The sequence below is a fragment of the Mesorhizobium escarrei genome (assembly GCF_935825525.1).
Taxonomy (GTDB): Bacteria; Pseudomonadota; Alphaproteobacteria; order Rhizobiales; family Rhizobiaceae; genus Mesorhizobium; species Mesorhizobium escarrei.
On the sequence record NZ_CAKXZT010000148.1, the window covers coordinates 61,347 to 80,302 of the forward strand.

General features: G+C 61.5%; 15 protein-coding genes. 10 read left to right on the top strand and 5 right to left on the bottom strand.

From position 1 onward, the window contains the following. Positions 1-28 precede the first annotated feature (28 nt). From sucD (NMG80_RS25750) to oxc, 4 genes are all read right to left on the bottom strand, one after another. Positions 29-910 (bottom strand): succinate--CoA ligase subunit alpha, encoded by an 882-nt coding sequence (gene sucD / locus NMG80_RS25750; RefSeq protein WP_254020709.1) that lies wholly within the window; start codon positions 908-910, stop codon positions 29-31. After that, complete coding sequence (sucC, locus tag NMG80_RS25755; RefSeq protein ID WP_254020710.1) at positions 907-2,088, bottom strand: ADP-forming succinate--CoA ligase subunit beta; 1,182 nt, start codon at positions 2,086-2,088, stop codon at positions 907-909. Before sucC (NMG80_RS25755) ends, sucD (NMG80_RS25750) begins: the two co-directional genes overlap by 4 nt. Positions 2,089-2,191: 103 nt before the next feature. Further along, complete coding sequence (gene frc, locus NMG80_RS25760) at positions 2,192-3,466, bottom strand: formyl-CoA transferase (protein WP_254020711.1); 1,275 nt, start codon at positions 3,464-3,466, stop codon at positions 2,192-2,194. Positions 3,467-3,477: 11 nt separating this feature from the next. Further along, positions 3,478-5,217: an oxalyl-CoA decarboxylase gene (gene oxc / locus NMG80_RS25765; protein ID WP_254020712.1), complete on the bottom strand. Its 1,740-nt coding sequence runs from the start codon at positions 5,215-5,217 to the stop codon at positions 3,478-3,480. 521 nt (positions 5,218-5,738) lie between these two features. Here oxc and NMG80_RS25770 point away from each other — a divergent pair. The 8 genes from NMG80_RS25770 (at position 5,739) to NMG80_RS25805 (ending at position 14,979) form a co-directional block, all read left to right on the top strand. Continuing rightward, complete coding sequence (locus NMG80_RS25770) at positions 5,739-6,737, top strand: Bug family tripartite tricarboxylate transporter substrate binding protein (RefSeq protein ID WP_254020713.1); 999 nt, start codon at positions 5,739-5,741, stop codon at positions 6,735-6,737. A gap of 85 nt (positions 6,738-6,822) precedes the next feature. Then, positions 6,823-7,380 (top strand): tripartite tricarboxylate transporter TctB family protein, encoded by a 558-nt coding sequence (locus NMG80_RS25775; RefSeq protein ID WP_254020714.1) that lies wholly within the window; start codon positions 6,823-6,825, stop codon positions 7,378-7,380. 41 nt (positions 7,381-7,421) lie between these two features. Further along, positions 7,422-8,939, top strand: coding sequence for a tripartite tricarboxylate transporter permease (locus NMG80_RS25780; protein WP_254020715.1), 1,518 nt, complete (start codon positions 7,422-7,424; stop codon positions 8,937-8,939). 3 nt (positions 8,940-8,942) lie between these two features. Next, on the top strand, positions 8,943-9,647 hold the full coding sequence (locus tag NMG80_RS25785; RefSeq protein WP_254020716.1) for a TerC family protein: 705 nt from the start codon (positions 8,943-8,945) through the stop codon (positions 9,645-9,647). 131 nt (positions 9,648-9,778) lie between these two features. After that, positions 9,779-11,905, top strand: a complete 2,127-nt coding sequence (locus NMG80_RS25790; protein WP_254020717.1) for an acetate--CoA ligase family protein — start codon at positions 9,779-9,781, stop codon at positions 11,903-11,905. Between the two features lie 89 nt (positions 11,906-11,994). Then, the gene (gene sucC, locus NMG80_RS25795) at positions 11,995-13,194 is read left to right on the top strand and encodes an ADP-forming succinate--CoA ligase subunit beta (protein WP_254020718.1); all 1,200 of its coding nucleotides are present in this window, start codon (positions 11,995-11,997) and stop codon (positions 13,192-13,194) included. Beyond that, positions 13,194-14,111: a succinate--CoA ligase subunit alpha gene (sucD, locus tag NMG80_RS25800; protein WP_254020719.1), complete on the top strand. Its 918-nt coding sequence runs from the start codon at positions 13,194-13,196 to the stop codon at positions 14,109-14,111. Before sucC (NMG80_RS25795) ends, sucD (NMG80_RS25800) begins: the two co-directional genes overlap by 1 nt. Positions 14,112-14,244: 133 nt before the next feature. After that, positions 14,245-14,979: a GntR family transcriptional regulator gene (locus tag NMG80_RS25805; protein ID WP_254020720.1), complete on the top strand. Its 735-nt coding sequence runs from the start codon at positions 14,245-14,247 to the stop codon at positions 14,977-14,979. Between the two features lie 329 nt (positions 14,980-15,308). On the opposite strand, the gene NMG80_RS25810 is transcribed toward NMG80_RS25805, so the two are convergent. Beyond that, positions 15,309-16,706 (bottom strand): winged helix-turn-helix domain-containing protein, encoded by a 1,398-nt coding sequence (locus tag NMG80_RS25810; RefSeq protein ID WP_254020721.1) that lies wholly within the window; start codon positions 16,704-16,706, stop codon positions 15,309-15,311. A gap of 186 nt (positions 16,707-16,892) precedes the next feature. Here NMG80_RS25810 and NMG80_RS25815 point away from each other — a divergent pair, with 186 nt between their 5' ends. Continuing rightward, complete coding sequence (locus NMG80_RS25815; protein WP_254020722.1) at positions 16,893-17,594, top strand: alpha/beta hydrolase; 702 nt, start codon at positions 16,893-16,895, stop codon at positions 17,592-17,594. A gap of 860 nt (positions 17,595-18,454) precedes the next feature. After that, positions 18,455-18,956: alpha/beta hydrolase (locus tag NMG80_RS37980; RefSeq protein WP_436798679.1), on the top strand; the 502-nt coding region annotated here is incomplete at its 3' end.

Consider the following 18,956-nt stretch of genomic DNA (forward strand, 5'->3'; position numbering starts at 1 on the left):
CGGGGCAGTTCCAGCGGGAGGGGAGACCTCAGGCGGTGACGAACAACGCTTCGCGCATCGTCGCGCCAACCAAGTGCGGGCTCTCCGCTATGATGACGCCCGCGGCCTGAAGCGCACGAATCTTGCTCTCGGCGTCCCCGGCCAAACCCTGCGCGATGGCACCTGCATGCCCCATGCGGTGTTCGATCGGTGCATAACGGCCGACGATGAGCGCGACCACCGGAATCCGGGGCTTAACTGCTGCGACGAAATCTGCCAGTTCCTCTTCCTCCGAGCCGCCGATCTCGCCGATAACGACCACGCCGCGCGTGTCCTGATCTGCGAGAAAAAGTTCCAGACATTCGCGCATGCCTAGTCCGTGGATGGCGTCGCCGCCGATGCCTACGGTGGTCGACTGGCCAAGACCGGCATCGCTCACTTGTGCGATCACTTCACTGGTCAGCGAGGCGGAGCGCGACATGATGCCGATGGTGCCTCTGCGCGCCCGGCCGGTCGTCATCACGCCGATCTTGCAGACGTCTGGAGCCAGGACGCCTTGCGAGTTCGGCCCAACCAAAATGGTCGCGCCCTGTTTAAGGGCATCGCGCACGCGAATCATGTCCCGCACAGGAACACGCTCAGTCAACGCCACGACCAATGGCATGCCCGCCTCGATCGCCTCGATCATGGCTGCCGCTGCGTTGCTTGGCGGCACGAACACCATGCTGGCATTTGCGTCCGTTTCGGCCATCCCTGCAGCAACGGTGTCGAAGATCGGCAGGTTCAAGTGACGGGTGCCGGCCTTGCCTGGCCTCACGCCACCGACGATGCGAGTGCCGTATTCGAGCATCGCGGCGGAATAGTGCGTTCCGGCCCAGCCGGTCATGCCCTGACAGATAACACGCGTATCGTGGTCGACGAGAATGGTCATGGCTGGCTCTCTCCGGATTGTGCAGCACTGACAGCACGCGTCACCGCTGTCCACATATCCGGGCAGTCGATCACCTTGCAGCCGAAATTGGCAAAACGGAACCTTGCGTACTCGGCATTATTGCCGGCCAAGCGCACGACGATAGGCAATGAACGCCTGTTCCGGCGCATGGCGATGCCGAGGCCGTCCGCGATCGTGTCGCAAGGTTGCATGCCGCCGCCATGGACATTGACCAGAATCGATCGCACCGCTGGATTGCCGAGTAGCAGAGCAAAGCCATGCGCCACGTCAAGACTGGTCGCGGTGGTGCGGATGTCCATGAAATTCGCTGGCCTGCCGTTGGCTGCTCGTACCATGTCGAGCGTCGCAAGACCAAGCCCCGCGCCATTGACTACAAGCCCGATATCGCCATCGAGCGCTAGATAGTTGAGGTTGCGGTTTTGCGCCGCAATCTCAACCGCGTCGCTCTCGGACTCTTCCCGCAACGCCATCAGGTCGGGATGCCGGAACAGTGCATTGTCGTCGATCGTGATCTTGGCATCCACCGCCACGAAACGGCCTGGTTCGACCACAGAAAGAGGGTTGATCTCGATCAGGGTGGCATCCAGTTCCAAAAAGGCGTCCCGCAGTTGCCCGAGAAGCTCGACGAACGGCGGAATCAAGCCTGCGGCGAGGCCCAGACGAGCGCCCAGACCGGCCGCCGCCGTTTTGTCGAGCGTCTGTTCCGCGCCAAGGGCGAGCCGCTCGAACCGGGTTTGCCCGTTCTGAATCCTCTGCTCAATATCGTCGCCCCCTTCACACGCTGCGAGAAGGACGATTTCGGCGGTTGCGGCGCCGATAAAAAGTGAAAGGTAGAGGCTTTGCAGGGGCTCTACGGCGGTTTCGACCAGGACCTTGCGCACGAGGTGGCCAGTTGGCGCCGTCTGTTCGGTAGCGAGACGTCGACCAAGCAGATCGCCTGCCGCAGCCATCGCCTCTTCCGGCAAGGAGACGAGACGCACGCCGCCGGCACGGCCGCGCGCGCCAGCCCGGATTTGCGCTTTGACTGCAAAGCCCGCTGCCTTGAGGTCACGCGCTGTATTCCGTGCCTCCTCTTTGGTCGATACAGCCTGCCCCTCGGGCACGTGCACGCCGCGGGACGACAGCAGGATCTTGGACTGGAACTCGTGCAGGTTCACGGCCGCCTCTCCCTTATTCCGTTTGCCGTCGACACGTTGGAAGCTCAGCCTGCGTCGGCCAGCTTCAATCGGTGGCAAGCGCCATCCATTTTAGCCGCAAGAATTACTCGGCCGCGATCTGCCGCGGCATGCCGAGCGCTCCGGAATCGTTCAATTCGGCTATCCCCTTGTCGTCATAACCGAGCACTTGGCTGAGGATTTCTTCGGTATGCTCGCCGAGAAGCGGCGAGCGTTTCACCTCCGAGGGGCTGTCCGACAATTTGATCGGATTGCCCACCGATAGATATTTTCCGCGCGTTGGATGATCGACCTCGACCACTGTGCCGGTGGCGCGCAACGACTGATCCTCGGCAAGCTCCTTCATGGAAAGGATCGGGCCAACCGGGATGTCGACTGCGTTGCAGATCTCCATCACCTCGAATTTGGTCTTGGTCATCGTCCATTGTTCGATGCGCGCGAAGATCGCGTTCAGCTTCGGCAGGCGCGCTGGCGGCGTCGCGTACTCCGGATCGGTCTTCCAGGTGGGCTCGCCGATGATGTCGCAGATTTTCTCCCACACCGGCGCCTGCGTGATGAAATAAATGTAGGCGTCGGGATCCTGTTCCCAACCGTTGCACTTCAGGATGCGGCCGGGCTGGCCGCCGCCTGAATCGTTGCCGGCACGCGGCACGGCGGCGCCGAATGGGACCCCTTCGCCGAACTGGCTGTATTCCTTCAGCGGTCCGTGCGCGAGGCGCTGCTGGTCGCGCAATTTGACGCGCGCGAGGTTCAGCACGCCGTCCTGCATCGCGCAGGTGACGCGCTGGCCCTTGCCGGAGTGGGTGCGCTGATAAAGCGCGGTGACGATGCCGAGCGCGAGATGCAGCCCGGTACCGGAATCGCCGATCTGTGCTCCGGTGACCAGAGGCGGACCGTCGCGGAAGCCGGTGGTCGAGGCCGCGCCGCCTGTGCATTGCGCCACATTCTCATAGACCTTGCAGTCTTCGTAGGGGCCGGGGCCGAAGCCCTTGATCGAAGCGACGATCATCTTCGGGTTGAGCTTGTTGATTGTTTCCCAGGGAAAGCCCATGCGGTCGAGCACGCCTGGCCCGAAGTTTTCGACCAGTACGTCGCATTCCTTGATGAGCCGCTCGAGCACTTCCTTGCCCTTGGGGTTCTTGGTGTCGAGGGTGACCGAGCGCTTGTTGTGATTCAGCATGGTGAAATACAGGCTGTCCACCTTGGGGATGTCCTGCAATTGTCCGCGCGTGATGTCGCCCGTTCCCGGGCGCTCGATCTTGATCACGTCGGCGCCAAACCATGCGAGGAGCTGCGTACAGGTCGGGCCGGACTGCACATGAGTGAAGTCGAGGATGCGAACGCCTTCAAGCGCTTTCATGGGCATGCTCCTTATTTCTTTTTCAATATGCTTTGCGGATTGAGATTGCCGATCCGGCCACTCTCGCTGCCGGCGGCCGGGTCGATCGCCGCGTTGACAAGCGTCGGCTTGCCGGAGTCGATCGCCGTGTCGACGGCGCGCTTCAGTTCATCGGGTGTCGTCACGTGGACGCCAACTCCGCCAAACGCCTCCATCATTTTGTCGTAGCGCGCGTCCTTGACGAACACCGTGGTCGCTGCGTCGGTACCGCCCGTGGGGTTGGCGTCGGTGCCGCGATAGATGCCGTTGTTATTGAAGACCACCACGCAGACCGGCAGATTGTACCGGCAGATGGTTTCGACCTCCATGCCGGAGAAGCCGAAGGCGGAGTCGCCTTCCACCGCGAGCACCGGCTTTCCGGTCTCGATGGCGGCAGCCACGGCGAAGCCCATGCCGATGCCCATGACACCCCAGGTGCCGACATCCAGCCGCTTGCGCGGCTGATACATGTCGATGATGCCGCGCGCCAGATCGAGGGTGTTGGCGCCTTCATTGACGAGGATCGCGTCCGGCCGCTCCCGGATGACGGTCCGCAGCACGCCGAGCGCGCCGTGGAAATCCATCGGGGCCGAATTCTTCATCAGCCGTGGCGCCATCTTGGCGATGTTTTCTTCCCGCTTCGAATTGACGGCGTCGATCCAGTCCGAAGGGGGAGCCTGCCATGTGTCGCCAATGCCCTCAAGAAGCGCCGACACGCAGGAGCCGATATCGCCGACCAGCGGCGCGGCGATCTCGACGTTGGAGTCCATCTCCTTCGGCTCGATATCGATCTGGATGAATTTTTTCGGCGCATCGCCCCAGGTCTTGCCCTTGCCGTGCGACAGCAGCCAGTTGAGGCGGGCGCCGATCAGCATGACCACGTCGCTGTCCTTCAGTACAGTGGAACGGGCGGCGCCCGCGCACTGCGGATGCGTGTCGGGCAGAAGGCCCTTGGCCATGCTCATCGGCAGGAACGGAACGCCGCTCTTTTCGATCAGGGCGCGGATCTGGTCATCCGCCTGCGCGTAGGCGGCGCCCTTGCCGAGAATGATCAGCGGCCGCTTGGCGCCCTTCAGCACATCGAGGGCCCGTTTGACGGCGCCCGGAGCTGGAAGCTGGGCCGGGGCCGGATCGATGACCTCGACGAGCGAGTTGGCCCCAGCCTCGGCGTCCATCACCTGGCCGAAAAGCTTGGCGGGCAGATCGAGGTAGACGCCTCCAGGACGTCCGGAAACGGCGGCCCGGATCGCGCGCGCCACGCCGATGCCGATGTCGGCGGCATGCAGCACGCGGAAGGCTGCCTTGCAGAGCGGCTTAGCGATGGCCAACTGGTCCATCTCCTCGTAGTCGCCCTGCTGCAGGTCGACGATCTCGCGCTCGGACGAGCCCGAGATCAGGATCATTGGAAAGCAGTTGGTGGTGGCATTGGCCAGCGCCGTCAGGCCGTTGAGGAAGCCCGGGGCCGACACCGTCAGACAGATACCGGGCCTTTTCGTCAGGAAACCGGCGATCGCCGCCGCGTTGCCGGCATGCTGTTCGTGCCGGAACGAGATGACGCGGATGCCTTCAGCCTGCGCCATGCGGCCGAAATCTGTGATCGGGATGCCGGGCACTCCGTAGATCGTCTTGACGCCGTTGAGCTTGAGCGCATCGATGATGAGATGGAAGCCGTCGGTGAGCTCATGCTCGGCGCCGGCTGTATTCGCGTCTATACTTTGTATCATCGCGGACATTCCGCTCTCTCCCAGATCTTTCGCTCTATCAATTTCCGCCATGTTCCCTGGAGCGCGGACAACGGTCCGCACCTGGCGCGGTCTTCATCCCGCGTCGAGGCGACCGTCAAGGATGTCGATGATGTGGCTGTCGCGCGGGATGACGTCGTCGCCTCCCAATCGTGCTTGTTCAACTTTGGCGACGAGCATCATAAGTCCTCCCTTGCCCCTTTCGTCTCAGGCGCTTGGCGACGTGGCACCCCACGAGAAGCGCCAGACCGCTTTTCTGCGGATCGGGTCTTAGTGATCTCTGGCATAATAAATACCAAAAGTCAAACCCGCGAAATCGGCCAAAAACTAGGCTTGATTCGCGGCTGATGTCTGTTACAGTTTGTCTCCTTGGCATTCAGTATACCAAGAACTGAGGAGGAATTTAGCCCCGTCGAGAGTTGGGCTTTGGGCGACGGGAGGCTCTACTTAACAGCGGCACGGAAAAAATAACGGGCGGCCGTGGCCATTCAGCAACCTGGGAGGAAGCTAACATGAAACTTGCAAAGACGCTGGCGACGGCGCTGACGACAGTGGCTATTTTTGGTTTTGCGGCGGCAGGCCCGTGCTGGGCGGAGTGGAAACCGAAGAAAACCGTCGAGTTCATCATTCCAGCGGGTACCGGCGGCGGCGCCGATCAGATGGCGCGAATGATTCAGGGGGTTATTCAGAAGCACCAGCTTATGGATCAGCCCATGGTAGTCATCAACAAATCCGGCGGCGCCGGCGCCGAGGGCTTCATGGATGTCAAGGGCTCGGCCGGCAACGAGCACAAGATCATCATCACGCTATCCAACCTGTTCACGACACCGCTCGCCACCGGCGTGCCATTCAGCTGGGAAGACTTGACGCCGGTCTCCATGCTGGCGCTCGACAACTTCGTCCTATGGGTGAATTCGAGCTCGCCCTACCAATCCGCCAAGGACTATGTCGATGCCGTGAAAGCGGGCGCCGACAGCCAGTTCAAGATGGCCGGCACCGGTTCGAAGCAGGAGGATCAGATCGTCACCGTGGCGATCGAGCAGGTCGCCGGCAAGAAGCTCACCTATGTGCCGTTCAAGGGCGGCGGCGACGTCGCCAAGCAGCTGGTCGGCGGGCACATCGATTCAACGGTCAACAACCCGATCGAGGCTGTTTCTTTCTGGCAAGCCGGTAACCTGCGGCCGCTCTGTGTCTTCGCCGCCTCGCGTATCGAGGCACAAGGTACGGCGAAATGGCAGGATATCCCGACCTGCAAGGAAGCTGGCGTCGGCATCGAATACCAGATGCTGCGCGGCATCTTCATGTCTCCGGGCGTCAGCCAGGAAGTGGTCGACTACTATGTCGGACTGTTCCAAATGGTACGCGAAACCCAGGAATGGAAAGACTTCATGGCGAAGGGCGCGTTTACTCAGACCTTCCTGAGCGGGGATGAATACAAAAAGTGGGTCGCTGATGCAGCCGTGGTGCACAAGGACCTGATGACCAAAGCGGGTTTTATAGCCGCCAACTGAAGGCGCCACCGGTCCGGGGCCGGCAAAGCCTCGGACCGCCCGCCCGATATCGCAACAGCACCTTCTATAGGAGGCACGGATGTTCATGGAGCGCGAGCAGAACCTCGTTCCCGAAAGCTTGCCCGGCGACGGGGAAAAGACCACCCCGGTCAGCGACGCGGGGCTTACGGTTACAATGAAAACGATGGAACTAGTCGTTGCCGGCCTCTTGATGCTGGTCGCTGCGATCGTCATGTATGACAGCGTCCGCGTGGGTGCAGGCTGGGCCTTTGACGGACCGCAGGCCGGCTACTTTCCCTTCTTCATCGGCTTGATCCTGTTTGCGGCTAGTGCAGTGACTTTCGGCATCAACCTGTTCAGTCGCACGGCCGATCTTTCCAATTTCGTGACCAAGCCGGCCCTTCTGCTGGTGGCCAAGGTACTCGCGCCAACGGTCATATATCTCATTGTGATGTACTACGTAGGCATCTACATCGCCTCCGCTCTCTACATCTGTTTCTTCATGATGTGGTTGGGCAAATATTCGATCCGCAAGGCTGCGCCCGTCGCAATCGCGATCCCCCTCGTTCTCTTCTGGCTGTTCGAGATCGCCTTTCTGATCCCGTTGCCCAAAGGTCCGCTGGAGGCTGCACTCGGCTTCTGAGAATTCGGGCCCCTAGACCAAGATTCGAGGACGAAATCCCCATGGATGCATTCCTTTCGCTCATTCACGGCTTTGGCGTTCTCGCCGACCCCATGAATATCGTCTACATGTGCGTTGGCGTTGTGCTCGGCGTGCTGATCGGCGTATTGCCGGGGCTTGGTGGCGCAAACGGCGTTGCCATACTCCTGCCGCTCACCTTTTCGATGTCGCCCACCGCGGCGATCATCATGCTCTCCTCGATTTACTGGGGCGCGCTGTTCGGTGGCGCGATCACCTCCGTCCTGTTCAACATTCCCGGGGAGCCGTGGTCGGTAGCCACCACCTTCGACGGCCATCCCATGGCCCAGCAGGGCAAGGCCGACGAGGCGCTGACCGCCGCGTTTACCTCATCCTTCATCGGCGCGCTGCTTGCCGTTATAGTGATCACCTTCCTCGCGCCGGTGGTAGCCGGCTTTGCGTTGCGCTTCGGACCCGCCGAGTTCTTCGCCGTACAACTTCTCACGTTCTGCAGTTTCGTCGGCATGGGTCGCGAGTCGCCGTTCAAGGTGCTGGCCGCCATGACGCTCGGTTTTGCGCTGGCGGCCGTGGGACTAGACTCGGTCACCGGACAACTGCGCATGACGTTCGGCACGGTCGAGCTCATGCGTGGCTTCGATTTCCTGATCGCGGTCATCGGCCTCTTCGGAATCGGCGAGATCCTACTCACCATGGAGGAGGGACTGTCATTTCGAGGCAAGAGCACCACCATCACGCTGCGTTCGGTGATGAATACCTGGATTCGCTTGCCGCGTTTCTGGGTTACCTATCTGCGGTCAGCGGCTGTGGGCTGCTGGCTTGGCATCACTCCAGGTGGCGCAACGCCAGCTTCGTTCATGAGCTACGGGCTCGCCCGCCGCTTTTCGAAGGACCCGGGCAATTTTGGCAAAGGCGAAATCGAAGGCGTGGTGGCGCCAGAGACGGCGGCTCATGCCGCAGGCACAAGCGCGCTGCTCCCGATGCTGACGCTCGGCATCCCCGGCTCGCCCACCGCGGCGGTGATGCTGGGCGGCTTGCTTATCTGGGGCCTGCAGCCCGGTCCCATGTTGTTCATAGAGCAAAAGGATTTTGTATGGGGCCTCATCGCCTCGATGTATCTTTCCAACGTCATCGGCTTCCTGATCGTCCTAACGACTGTGCCCCTCTGGGCGTCGATCCTGCGCATTCCGTTCTCGATCATTGCGCCAGTGATAATCGTGCTCTGCTGCATCGGCGCCTACACCGTCCACAACGCCTTTCTCGACGTCGTCATCATGCTGTTCTTCGGCGTCATCGGCTACGTGTTCAAGAAGCTTCATTACCCGCTGGCGCCGCTGGTGCTCGCGCTCGTACTGGGTGACATGGCGGAAAGCTCGTTCCGGCAATCAATGCTGATCTCGCAAGGAGACATGTCCATCTTCTGGTCCAACTGGCTCGTGGGCTCGATCTGCTCCCTGGCTCTTGCCATGCTGTTCTGGCCGCTCATTGCCCTCATGCTCGACAAGTTGCGGGGCGGTGGGCGCTTCTCGCCTGGTGGAGCCTGAGCCATGGAATTCGGCACGCCAGCTTTCGGGGCGGGACTACTGCAGATTATCGGCATCGATATCGTCCTGTCGGGCGACAATGCCCTCGTCATCGCGCTCGCGTGCCGATCGTTGCCGACAAACCAACGGAAATGGGGCATCCTGCTCGGCACGGGGGCGGCGATCGCCTTGCGCATCGCCTTTGCCGCCGCCATCGTCTATGTGCTCGAGATTCCGCTTCTCAAGTTTGCGGGCGCGTTGCTGCTGGTGTGGGTCGCGATCAAACTCGTCGTCCCGGAACAGGACGGAACGGCGTCGGCCTCCGGAAAGCACGAGGCGACCACTCTCTGGGAGGCGGTCCGCATTGTCGCTATCGCCGATGCGGTGATGAGCCTGGATAATGTCCTCGCGGTCGCCGCCGCGGCCAAAGGCAGCGTGATGCTGCTTGCGCTTGGCATCGCCATCTCCATCCCGCTGATGGTTGTGGGCAGCGCCATGATGCTGTGGCTGCTGGATCGCGTTCCGTTGCTTGCTGTCGCCGGATCAGGGCTCCTCGGCTGGATCGCCGGCGGGCTCGCAGCACATGACCCGATTGTCGGCCCATGGATTGCCGCGCAAGTTTCGTGGCTTCCTGTGGCGCTTCCATATCTGACCTGCATCGGCGTGATGGCATTCGGCCTGGTGCTGCGCCGACGCGCGGCGACGGTAGCCGCGGGACAAACGCCCTGAACAGGAAAGGCTTGACAGCTTTCTTCTGGTATACAAAATGCCAAAGCAACGACACGGCTTCCGTCTAAGCGCTGCCGGTAGCTCGGAATCGACGATACCGCCCACCACCGGCGATCATCATGGAGGATATCATGCTCGACAAAGTCGCTGTCCGTAACGTGCTGGACAAGGTGAAGGCCGAGGAGCGCCAGGCGCTCACCGCGCCGGAAGGCAAACTGCTGTGCGATGTCTATGGCATCAAGGTTCCGCAGGAAGGTGTCGCCGGCAGCGCGGAGGAAGCAGCCAAGCTGGCGTCCGGCATGGGCTTCCCGGTGGTCATGAAGATCGTTTCGCCGGACATCCTCCACAAGACGGAAGCCGGTGGTGTCATCGTCGGCGTCAAATCGGCCGACGAGGCGCGGGCCGCCCATGAGAAGATCATCGCTAACGCAAAGGCCTACAAGGCCAATGCCCAGATCTCCGGCGTACAGGTCCAGCAGATGCTGACCGGCGGCCAGGAGGTCATCATCGGCGCCGTCACCGACGGCTCCTTCGGCAAGCTTGTCGCCTTTGGCCTCGGGGGTGTGCTGGTCGAAGTCTTGAAGGACATCACGTTCCGCCTTGCGCCGGTAACGCGCGACGAGGCGCTTTCGATGCTCGACGGCATCCAGGCGGCGGAGATGTTGAAAGGCGTTCGCGGGGGCGATCCGGTCAATCGCGACGCCCTTGCCGACATGATCGTGAGCGTTTCGCAGCTCGTGAACGACTACCCTGAAATCTCCGAACTCGACCTCAATCCGGTTTTCGCTACCAAGGACGGCGCGATTGCCGCGGATGTGCGCATTGTCGTCGATTACAACCAGCCTGCACCGCGCCCGCGTCACAGCCAAGACGACATCGTCAAGGCAATGAACCGCATCATGCGGCCGCAGGCCGTTGCCGTGATCGGCGCCTCCGCCGAGGACGGCAAGATCGGCAATTCGGTGATGAAGAACCTCATCAATGGCGGCTACCAGGGCGAGATCTATCCGATCCACCCCAAGGCCGAAGAAATCCTGGGCTACAAGGCCTATCGCAGCGTCAAGGATGTGCCCGGCACGATCGATACGGCGGTTTTCGCCATTCCGGCCAAGTTCGTCGCCGGCGCGCTCACCGAGTGCGGCGAAAAGAGCATTCCGGGCGCGGTGCTGATCCCATCCGGGTTTGCGGAAGCCGGCGCGCCGGAACTGCAGGAAGAGATCGTCGAGATAGGCCGCAAGTACAATGTCCGGCTTATGGGGCCGAACATTTACGGCTTCTATTACACGCCCGCCAATCTCTGCGCCACTTTCTGTACCGCCTATGACGTGAAGGGTTCGGCGGCGCTGTCGTCGCAATCGGGCGGCATCGGCATGGCCATCATCGGCTTCTCGCGGTCGGCGAAGATGGGCGTTTCGGCAATCGTCGGCCTCGGCAACAAGTCGGACATAGACGAGGATGACCTGCTCGCCTTCTTCGAGCAGGACGAACATACCAGCATCATCGCCCAGCACTGCGAGGACCTGAAGGACGGTCGCGCCTTTGCCGAGGCGGCCAAGCGTGTGTCCAAGAAGAAGCCCATCGTCGTCCTGAAGGCGGGGCGCACTTCGGCCGGCGCGAAGGCGGCGTCGTCGCATACCGGGGCCCTGGCGGGCAACGACAAGATCTACGAGGACGTGTTTAAGCAGTCCGGCGTCATTCGCGCGCGCTCGTTGCGGCAGTTGCTCGAGTTCGCGCGCGGAGTGCCGGTGCTGCCGACGCCGAAGGGCGAGAATGTCGTCATCATCACGGGTGCGGGCGGTTCCGGTGTGCTGCTGTCGGATTCCTGCGTGGACAACGGGCTGAGCCTGATGTCGATGCCGGCCGACCTGGATACCGCATTCCGCAAATTCATTCCGCCCTTCGGTGCTGCCGGCAACCCCGTCGACATCACCGGCGGCGAGCCGCCGCAGACCTACAAAAACACCGTCAAGCTGGGGCTTGAGGACGACCGTATTCACGCGCTGATCCTCGGCTACTGGCACACGATCGTGACGCCGCCGATGGTCTTTGCAAAACTGATGGTCGAGGTGAAGGAAGAGATGACGGCCAAGGGTATCGAAAAGCCGATGGTCGCATCGCTGGCCGGCGACGTGGAGGTCGAGGAGGCGGCTGAATACCTCTACCAGCATGGCATTCCGGCCTACGCCTATTCGACCGAACTTCCCGTCGAGGTGCTCGGCGCCAAGTACAAATGGGCACGGGGTGCAGGCCTGCTCTGATCTGAAACCGGATCTCGGCGCATCATCGCTCCCCGGCGCGTCGCGCCGGGCCATTCGAAAATGTGCAAATCTTTCAGGGGTTTTCCTCGATGAACATCCATGAATACCAGGCCAAGGAGGTGTTGCGGTCCTTCGGCGTACCGGTTCCGCAAGGCTTTGCTGCCACAACCATCGAAGAAGCCGCCGAGGCCGCGAGCAAGCTGCCCGGTCGCGTATATGTCGTGAAGGCACAGATTCATGCTGGCGGGCGGGGCAAGGGCAAGTTCAAGGAGCTTTCCGCCGACGCCAAGGGCGGCGTTCGCCTTGCCAAATCCTTTGTAGACGTCCGCGCCGACGCGGCCGAGATGCTTGGCAACACGCTGGTGACCCTTCAGACCGGTCCGTCCGGCAAGCACGTCAACCGCATCTATGTCGAGGAGGGCTCCGAAATAGAGCAGGAGTTCTATCTGTCGCTTCTCATCGACCGCGTCACCAGCCGCGTCTCGTTTGTGGTGTCCACCGAGGGTGGCATGGACATCGAGCAGGTCGCGCGCGACACGCCTGAGAAAATCGTCACCTTCCCCGTCGATCCAGCCACCGGCGTCATGCCGCATCATGGTCGCGCGGTGGCCAAGGCGCTCCGGCTTGACGGCGACCTGGCCAAACAGGCGCAGGCGCTAGCCGAAAGCCTGTACGCGGCCTTCACCGCCAATGACATGGAAATGCTGGAGATCAATCCGCTGATCGTCTCGAAGGACGGGAAATTGCGCTGCCTCGACGCCAAGGTTGGCTTCGACTCCAACGCGCTTGCGCGTCATCCCGACATCGCGGCTCTGCGCGACGAGACGGAGGAAGATGCCAAGGAGATCGAGGCCTCCAAATATGATCTCTCCTATGTCACGCTCGATGGCAATATCGGCTGCATGGTGAACGGCGCGGGCCTCGCAATGGCAACCATGGACATCATCAAATTCTACGGCGCCGAGCCGGCGAACTTTCTCGATGTCGGAGGCGGCGCGACGGCCGAGAAGGTGGCGGCCGCCTTCAAGATCATCACCGCCGATCCCAATGTGAAGGGCATCCTCGTCAACATATTCGGCGGCATTATGCGATGCGACGTGATCGCGGAAGGCGTGGTGACGGCGGTGAGGGAAGTGGGCCTCAAGGTGCCGCTGGTGGTGCGGCTCGAAGGCACCAATGTCGAACTCGGCAAACAGATCCTCAAGCAGAGCGGGCTCAACGTCATTCCCGCCGACGATCTCGATGACGCCGCCCAGAAAATCGTGAGTGCCGTCGGAGGGCTCAACTGATGTCCATTCTCATCGACAGGAACACCCGCGTACTCTGCCAGGGCTTCACCGGCAAGACCGGCACCTTCCACAGCGAGCAGGCGATCAAGTACGGTACGAAGATGGTCGGCGGCGTCTCGCCGGGGAAGGGCGGCTCGAGCCATCTCGGGCTCCCGGTCTTCGACACGGTGATGGAGGCGCGGGAAGCAACGGGTGCGGATGCGACAGTCATTTATGTGCCGCCCTTCGGTGCGGCCGACGCGATTTGCGAAGCGATCCAGGCGGAAATTCCGCTCGTAGTCTGCATCACCGAGGGCATCCCTGTGCTCGACATGCAAAAGGTGAAGCGCGCGCTCTCCGGCTCGAAATCGCGGCTGATCGGCCCGAACTGCCCGGGCCTGATCACTGCGGGCGAATGCAAGATCGGCATCATGCCCGGCTCGATCTTCAAGCAGGGCTCAGTCGGCATCGTCTCGCGCTCCGGCACGCTCACGTATGAGGCCGTCTTCCAGACCTCGCAGCAGGGCTTCGGTCAGACCACGGCGGTCGGCATTGGCGGCGATCCGATCAAGGGAACGGAATTCATCGAAGTACTCGAACTGTTCCTTGCCGATCCCGCCACCGAATCCGTTGTCATGATCGGCGAAATCGGCGGCTCGGCCGAGGAGGAGGCCGCGCAGTTCCTGCGTGACGAAGCCCGGCGCGGGCGCTCCAAGCCGATAGTCGGCTTTATCGCCGGCCGCACCGCCCCTCCCGGACGCCGTATGGGCCATGCCGGCGCGATCATTTCCGGCGGCAAGGGCGGCGCCGAAGACAAGATCGCGGCGATGGAGGCGGCAGGAATCCGTATCTCGCCCACACCAGCGCGCCTCGGTACGACGCTGGCCGAACTGCTGGGGGGGCCGGCGCGTCAGCCGATTCTTTCCAAGACCGGCTGACCGCCTGGTTGGGGAGGCAAGCGATAACACTGGACAACTCGTTTCATCCTTGAGAATGACCGTACCTCAACAAATATGGCATTATACGTGCCAGATACATGCCAGTTCGACTTCAAACGAGAGGTGCCTTGTCATGAGTGGGAGAAGCCAAACGCGTTGGCCCCTTGCCGAAGAAGCGACTCCCGGACTCGTATTGGGGCCGTTGGCCGCCGAGCCCAATTTCAAGAGACGTATTTACGTGACGCTGAAGGAAGCGATCGCCAATATGGATATTTATGGCACCACCGAGGACACGTGGCTCGACGAGCGTCAACTCGCGGAGCGCCTCGGGGTGAGCCGAACGCCAATCCGCGAGGCGATCGCGATGCTTGAGCAGCAGGGCTTTGTTAAGTCGATATCTCGCCGCGGCATCGTGGTGCTGCGTAAGACCAAACGGGAAGTGATCGAAATGATCCAGGTTTGGGCGGCTCTCGAAGGAATGGCCGCGCGATTGATTTCGCTCAACGCAAGCCGCAAGGAGATTGAGCAGCTTCGCAAGATTTTCGAGAAGTTCCATGACGGTCACAAACCGGCGGACTATCTCAGTGAATATTCGGAAGCCAACATCCAGTTTCACCAGACGCTGATCAAGATGACCGGCTCGAAGATCCTGCAGGAAATGACGGAGAACATCCTTCTGCATGTGCGCGGTATCCGCAAGATCACAATCGGCCGTGACGATCGGGCAAGCCAGTCCATCAAAGATCACCTGGCGATCATTGACGCGCTGGAAAAGCGAGACACTGAACTGGCAGAGCAGCTTTGCCGCGACCATACTCTGGGTCTTGCGACCTATGTCGAAAAGCACAGCGAGGGCATTTGGACCTAGGACTGTGTTGCAAAGTTTAGCCTGACGGTCGTATGTCGGCCTGCGTCTTGTGCGACTGGAACCGGCGAAGATCTTCTGCCGTCGCCGTGTCGGGCGAGCGGCTGATGAAGGCCGCAAACGCCTTCATGCAACGGGTGGAGTCACGGCGCGTATCCTTGGTGGCTATGCCTATGCCGGCAAACCTGCCATACGCATGGCGTCGGTGACGTCATCGAGGATGTTCGACGCAATTCCTACGGCAGTGGACCAGCGCCTGATGGTGAAGTGCGGGTCGAGCGAGAGCAGCCGCCCAGCCGAGGCTTTTGCCTCGTCGAGCTGCCCGAGCCTGGCTAGCGCTGCCGCCAGCCATCCGGCAGCATGCTGAAGCCGGGGTTCATCTCGACCGCCCTTCGGCCGGCTATGACGGCCTGCTCGTGCCGGCCGGACAGGAAATTGCCGAATCCGATGATGCCTTGCGGTACGCAGCTCATCGTGTCGAGGGGGTTCAGCCGTAACGCTTGCTCGCCCCAGTCGATCGCCCTGGCGGCTTCGCCGCCATAGGCCACCGGCACGCAGCCGAAGGCATAGACGAGGGCGCAGGATGCGCTGAGCGCCAGGGCTGCCGCGAACGCCTCGTCGGCCAGTCTGCGGTCATGCTCCACAATGCCAATGGTGAACCCGGCCAAGGCAAGCGCCATCGCATCTCCCGAGCCGTGCTCGATCGCCGCATGGGCATGGCGGATCGATTTTTCACGATTCTCCGCCTTCATGCCACCGCGCACAAACAGCGACTGATGCGCCCAGGCGGCAAAGCCGTGGGCAAGGGCATAGGTCGGCTCGATGGTGAGCGCCTGGTCGAGCAGCGGCAGCCCCTTGGCGGCGCCTTGCGGCATGAAGGTGTAGACATCGGGCAGTGCGCGAAGCAGGAGATCGTAAGCGTCGAGACTGTCGGGGCGCTTGCGCTTGACGCGTTCGATCTCGGCCCGGCGCAAATTGGGCTCGATAGCCGCGACCACGCTGACAGTGATCTCGTCCTGCAGCGCGAATACGTCGGTCAGGTCGCGGTCGTAGCGTTCGGCCCACAGATGGCTGCCATCCTCGGCGTCGATGAGCTGGCCGGTGATGCGCACGCGGCTGCCCACCTTGCGCACGCTGCCTTCTAGCACGTAGCGCACGCCGAGCTCGTGCCCGACCTGCTTCACGTCGACCGCGCGGCCCTTGTAGGTGAAGGAGGAATTTCGCGCGATGACGAACAGCCACCTTATGCGCGACAGGCCGGTGATGATGTCCTCGACCATGCCGTCGGCAAAATAATCCTGCTCGGGATCGCCGCTCAGGTTCACGAAGGGCAGCACGGCAATCGATGGACGGGCGGGAATGCCAGAGCCAGGCTTCGGTTGCTCCATCGAGGCGATCGCCCCTGCTTCCGACATCCGGACCTCCTCGCGGACAGTGCCGACAAAGCGAAGGCCCCTGCGCGGGATGGTGCGGATGAGGCGTTGCTCCTCGCCGCTGTCACCGAGCGCATTGCGGGCGGCATTGATGCGGCTGGCGAGTGTGGCGTCGGAAACGATGCGCCCCTGCCAGACCGCATCGACCAGATCGTCCTTGCTGACCACCCGCTCGCGATTGCGGATCAGATATTGCAAGAGGTCGAACACCTGCGGCTCGACGGAGATCAGGTCGTTACCGCGACGCAGTTCGCGGCGATCGCCGTCCAGAGCAAAATCCTCAAAAAGATACGGCAAAATCACTCGCTCCAGACCGCGCGGCAAATAGCCCGACATTGTAGCCGCGTCGTGGACGCAAAATCAAAGCGATCTCAATGCAAAATCAAGAGGTCCTGAAGTCCGCCTCAAAGCGCGCCCCTCAGGCCTGCCGCATAGTCTTCCTGCAACAAACGCTCAACCAATGATTTGAAAAGGAGAACTCACATGTCGAATACTGCAGCAAAGTCCGTCGTCCTCGTGCATGGCGGCTTCGTCGATGGCTCCGGCTGGGACGGCGTCTACCAGATCCTCAAGAAGGACGGCTATGACGTGACTATCGTCCAGAACCCGACCACCTCGCTCGCCGACGACGTTGCCGTCACCAGGCGCGCCATCGCCGCCGCTCCCGGCGATGTCATTCTGGTCGGCCATTCCTATGGCGGCGTCGTGGTGTCCGAGGCCGGCACCGATCCGAAGGTGGCTGCCGTCGTCTATATCGCGGCCTTCGCGCCAGACGCGGACGAGTCGGTCTCGACCCTGATCGCCAACCCGCCGCCCGGAGCGCCGGTGCCGCCGATCCTGCCGCCCGTCGACGGCTTCCTGATGCTCGACAAGGCGAAGTTCGCCGCCTCGTTCGCCGCCGATGTCCGTCCCTCGCTCGCCTCCTTCATGGCGGATTCGCAGGTGCCGTGGGGTGTGGCGGCGCTCGAAGGCAAGGTCACCACTCCAGCCTGGAAGGTGAAGCCCAGCTGGTACCTTGTCGCCACCGACGACAAGATGATCCCGCCGCCAGCGCAGCGCCAGATGGCCAGCCGCGCCAAGGCAACGACCTTGGAAGTGCCCGGCAGCCACGCCGTCTACGTCTCCGATCCTGCTGCCGTCGCCAGCCTTATCAAGCAGGCGGCCGCCGATGTCAGCAAGAAGTGAACCGGCCATGATGGACGGCCTGGACGCCCGGCGGCGCCCAGGCCGTTTTTTTCTCGCTCTGAACGTATCGTCTCCGGCTGACCAGTCTAACCAAACGCAGAAGCATACGGAGCGATACGGGAAAATTTCTGATACTGGCGCACGAAAAAGCCAATGAAATCAACAATCTTAATACGTCCTCCGGGCCCACCAAAGTCGTTAAATATCAATAACTTATGACCAACGTCTATCTAAAGTGGGCCACTTGAGCTCCGCTATACCCGCCGTATTCAGATTGAATGTTGTCGCCTGAACACGATCCAAGGGCAGGGGAAGCGATCTTGTGCCCGTCTCTTACCGTCTATTTTACTCCTGTTCGTCGGTCGGGTTGCGTGCCGCCACACATAGCGCAGCTATTTCAACGCTGGAAAGCTCTTTGGTCGATGCGTGCGGCAAAAGGCGGTGATGACGTGCGAATGGGATAGTTTCGAGCGCCTGATCGAGAATGTCGCGGCGGCACGTATCGTCAAAGGGGCATCGACCGCACGCAGGGCAACATTTGACTAGGATCTGCACGCTCCGAAGCTCACGATGCGCTGCCCTCAATGCTCCTGTTGGCCCTCTCCGGGTGTGGGGACCTCCGTAGTTCTCGTACTGCGGGAAATTTGCATGGTTTGCAGCCTTTTTAGAACACAAGTTCATATTGACTAAATAGTCGTTTTGACGATAGTGTGCGCTGGCGTGCCGACGACCGCACCTTCCAATCTATCGGCGCGGGTCGTTTCTCGGTGATGAGCACCGCGTTGGAGCGCTTACAGAATAGGACGGATCCGACAATGCCAGCCTGTCGATGTCAGCCGGGGGACCGAAGAAACTCTCGCTTGGTGCTTGCGATTTTACTGACCATTTGCTTGTTCGCAAACGGTTGCGCGACCCGAGCGGAGAACGTGCTCCAACCTCCCGTAGTCGCCGCGACCGAGGCCACTCGGGTTAACCTACTGGTCGCCACAACGCGCAAGCCGTCAAAGGACGCCGGCCGACTTTATTCAGGCGAACGCGGAACGGCGATCTCGTTGGACAGCGTCACTGTCACCATACCTCCGGATCGAAACCGAAAGATCGGTCAGATCCAGTGGCCTTCACGCTTTCCCCCTGATCCCGATCGGGAGTTTGCCATGGTCGGGGTCGACAAAGTCGCAACGGAAAGGCAGGTCTTCGATTGGTTCCGCAAGAACCGAAACGCAAAGCGACAGGTGCTCATTTTCGTGCACGGCTACAACAACTCTTATGCCGACGCCGTGTTTCGTTTCGCACAGATCGTCCACGACTCGGGAACCGACGCAGCGCCTATTCTCTTTGCTTGGCCATCGCGGGCCAGGGTCT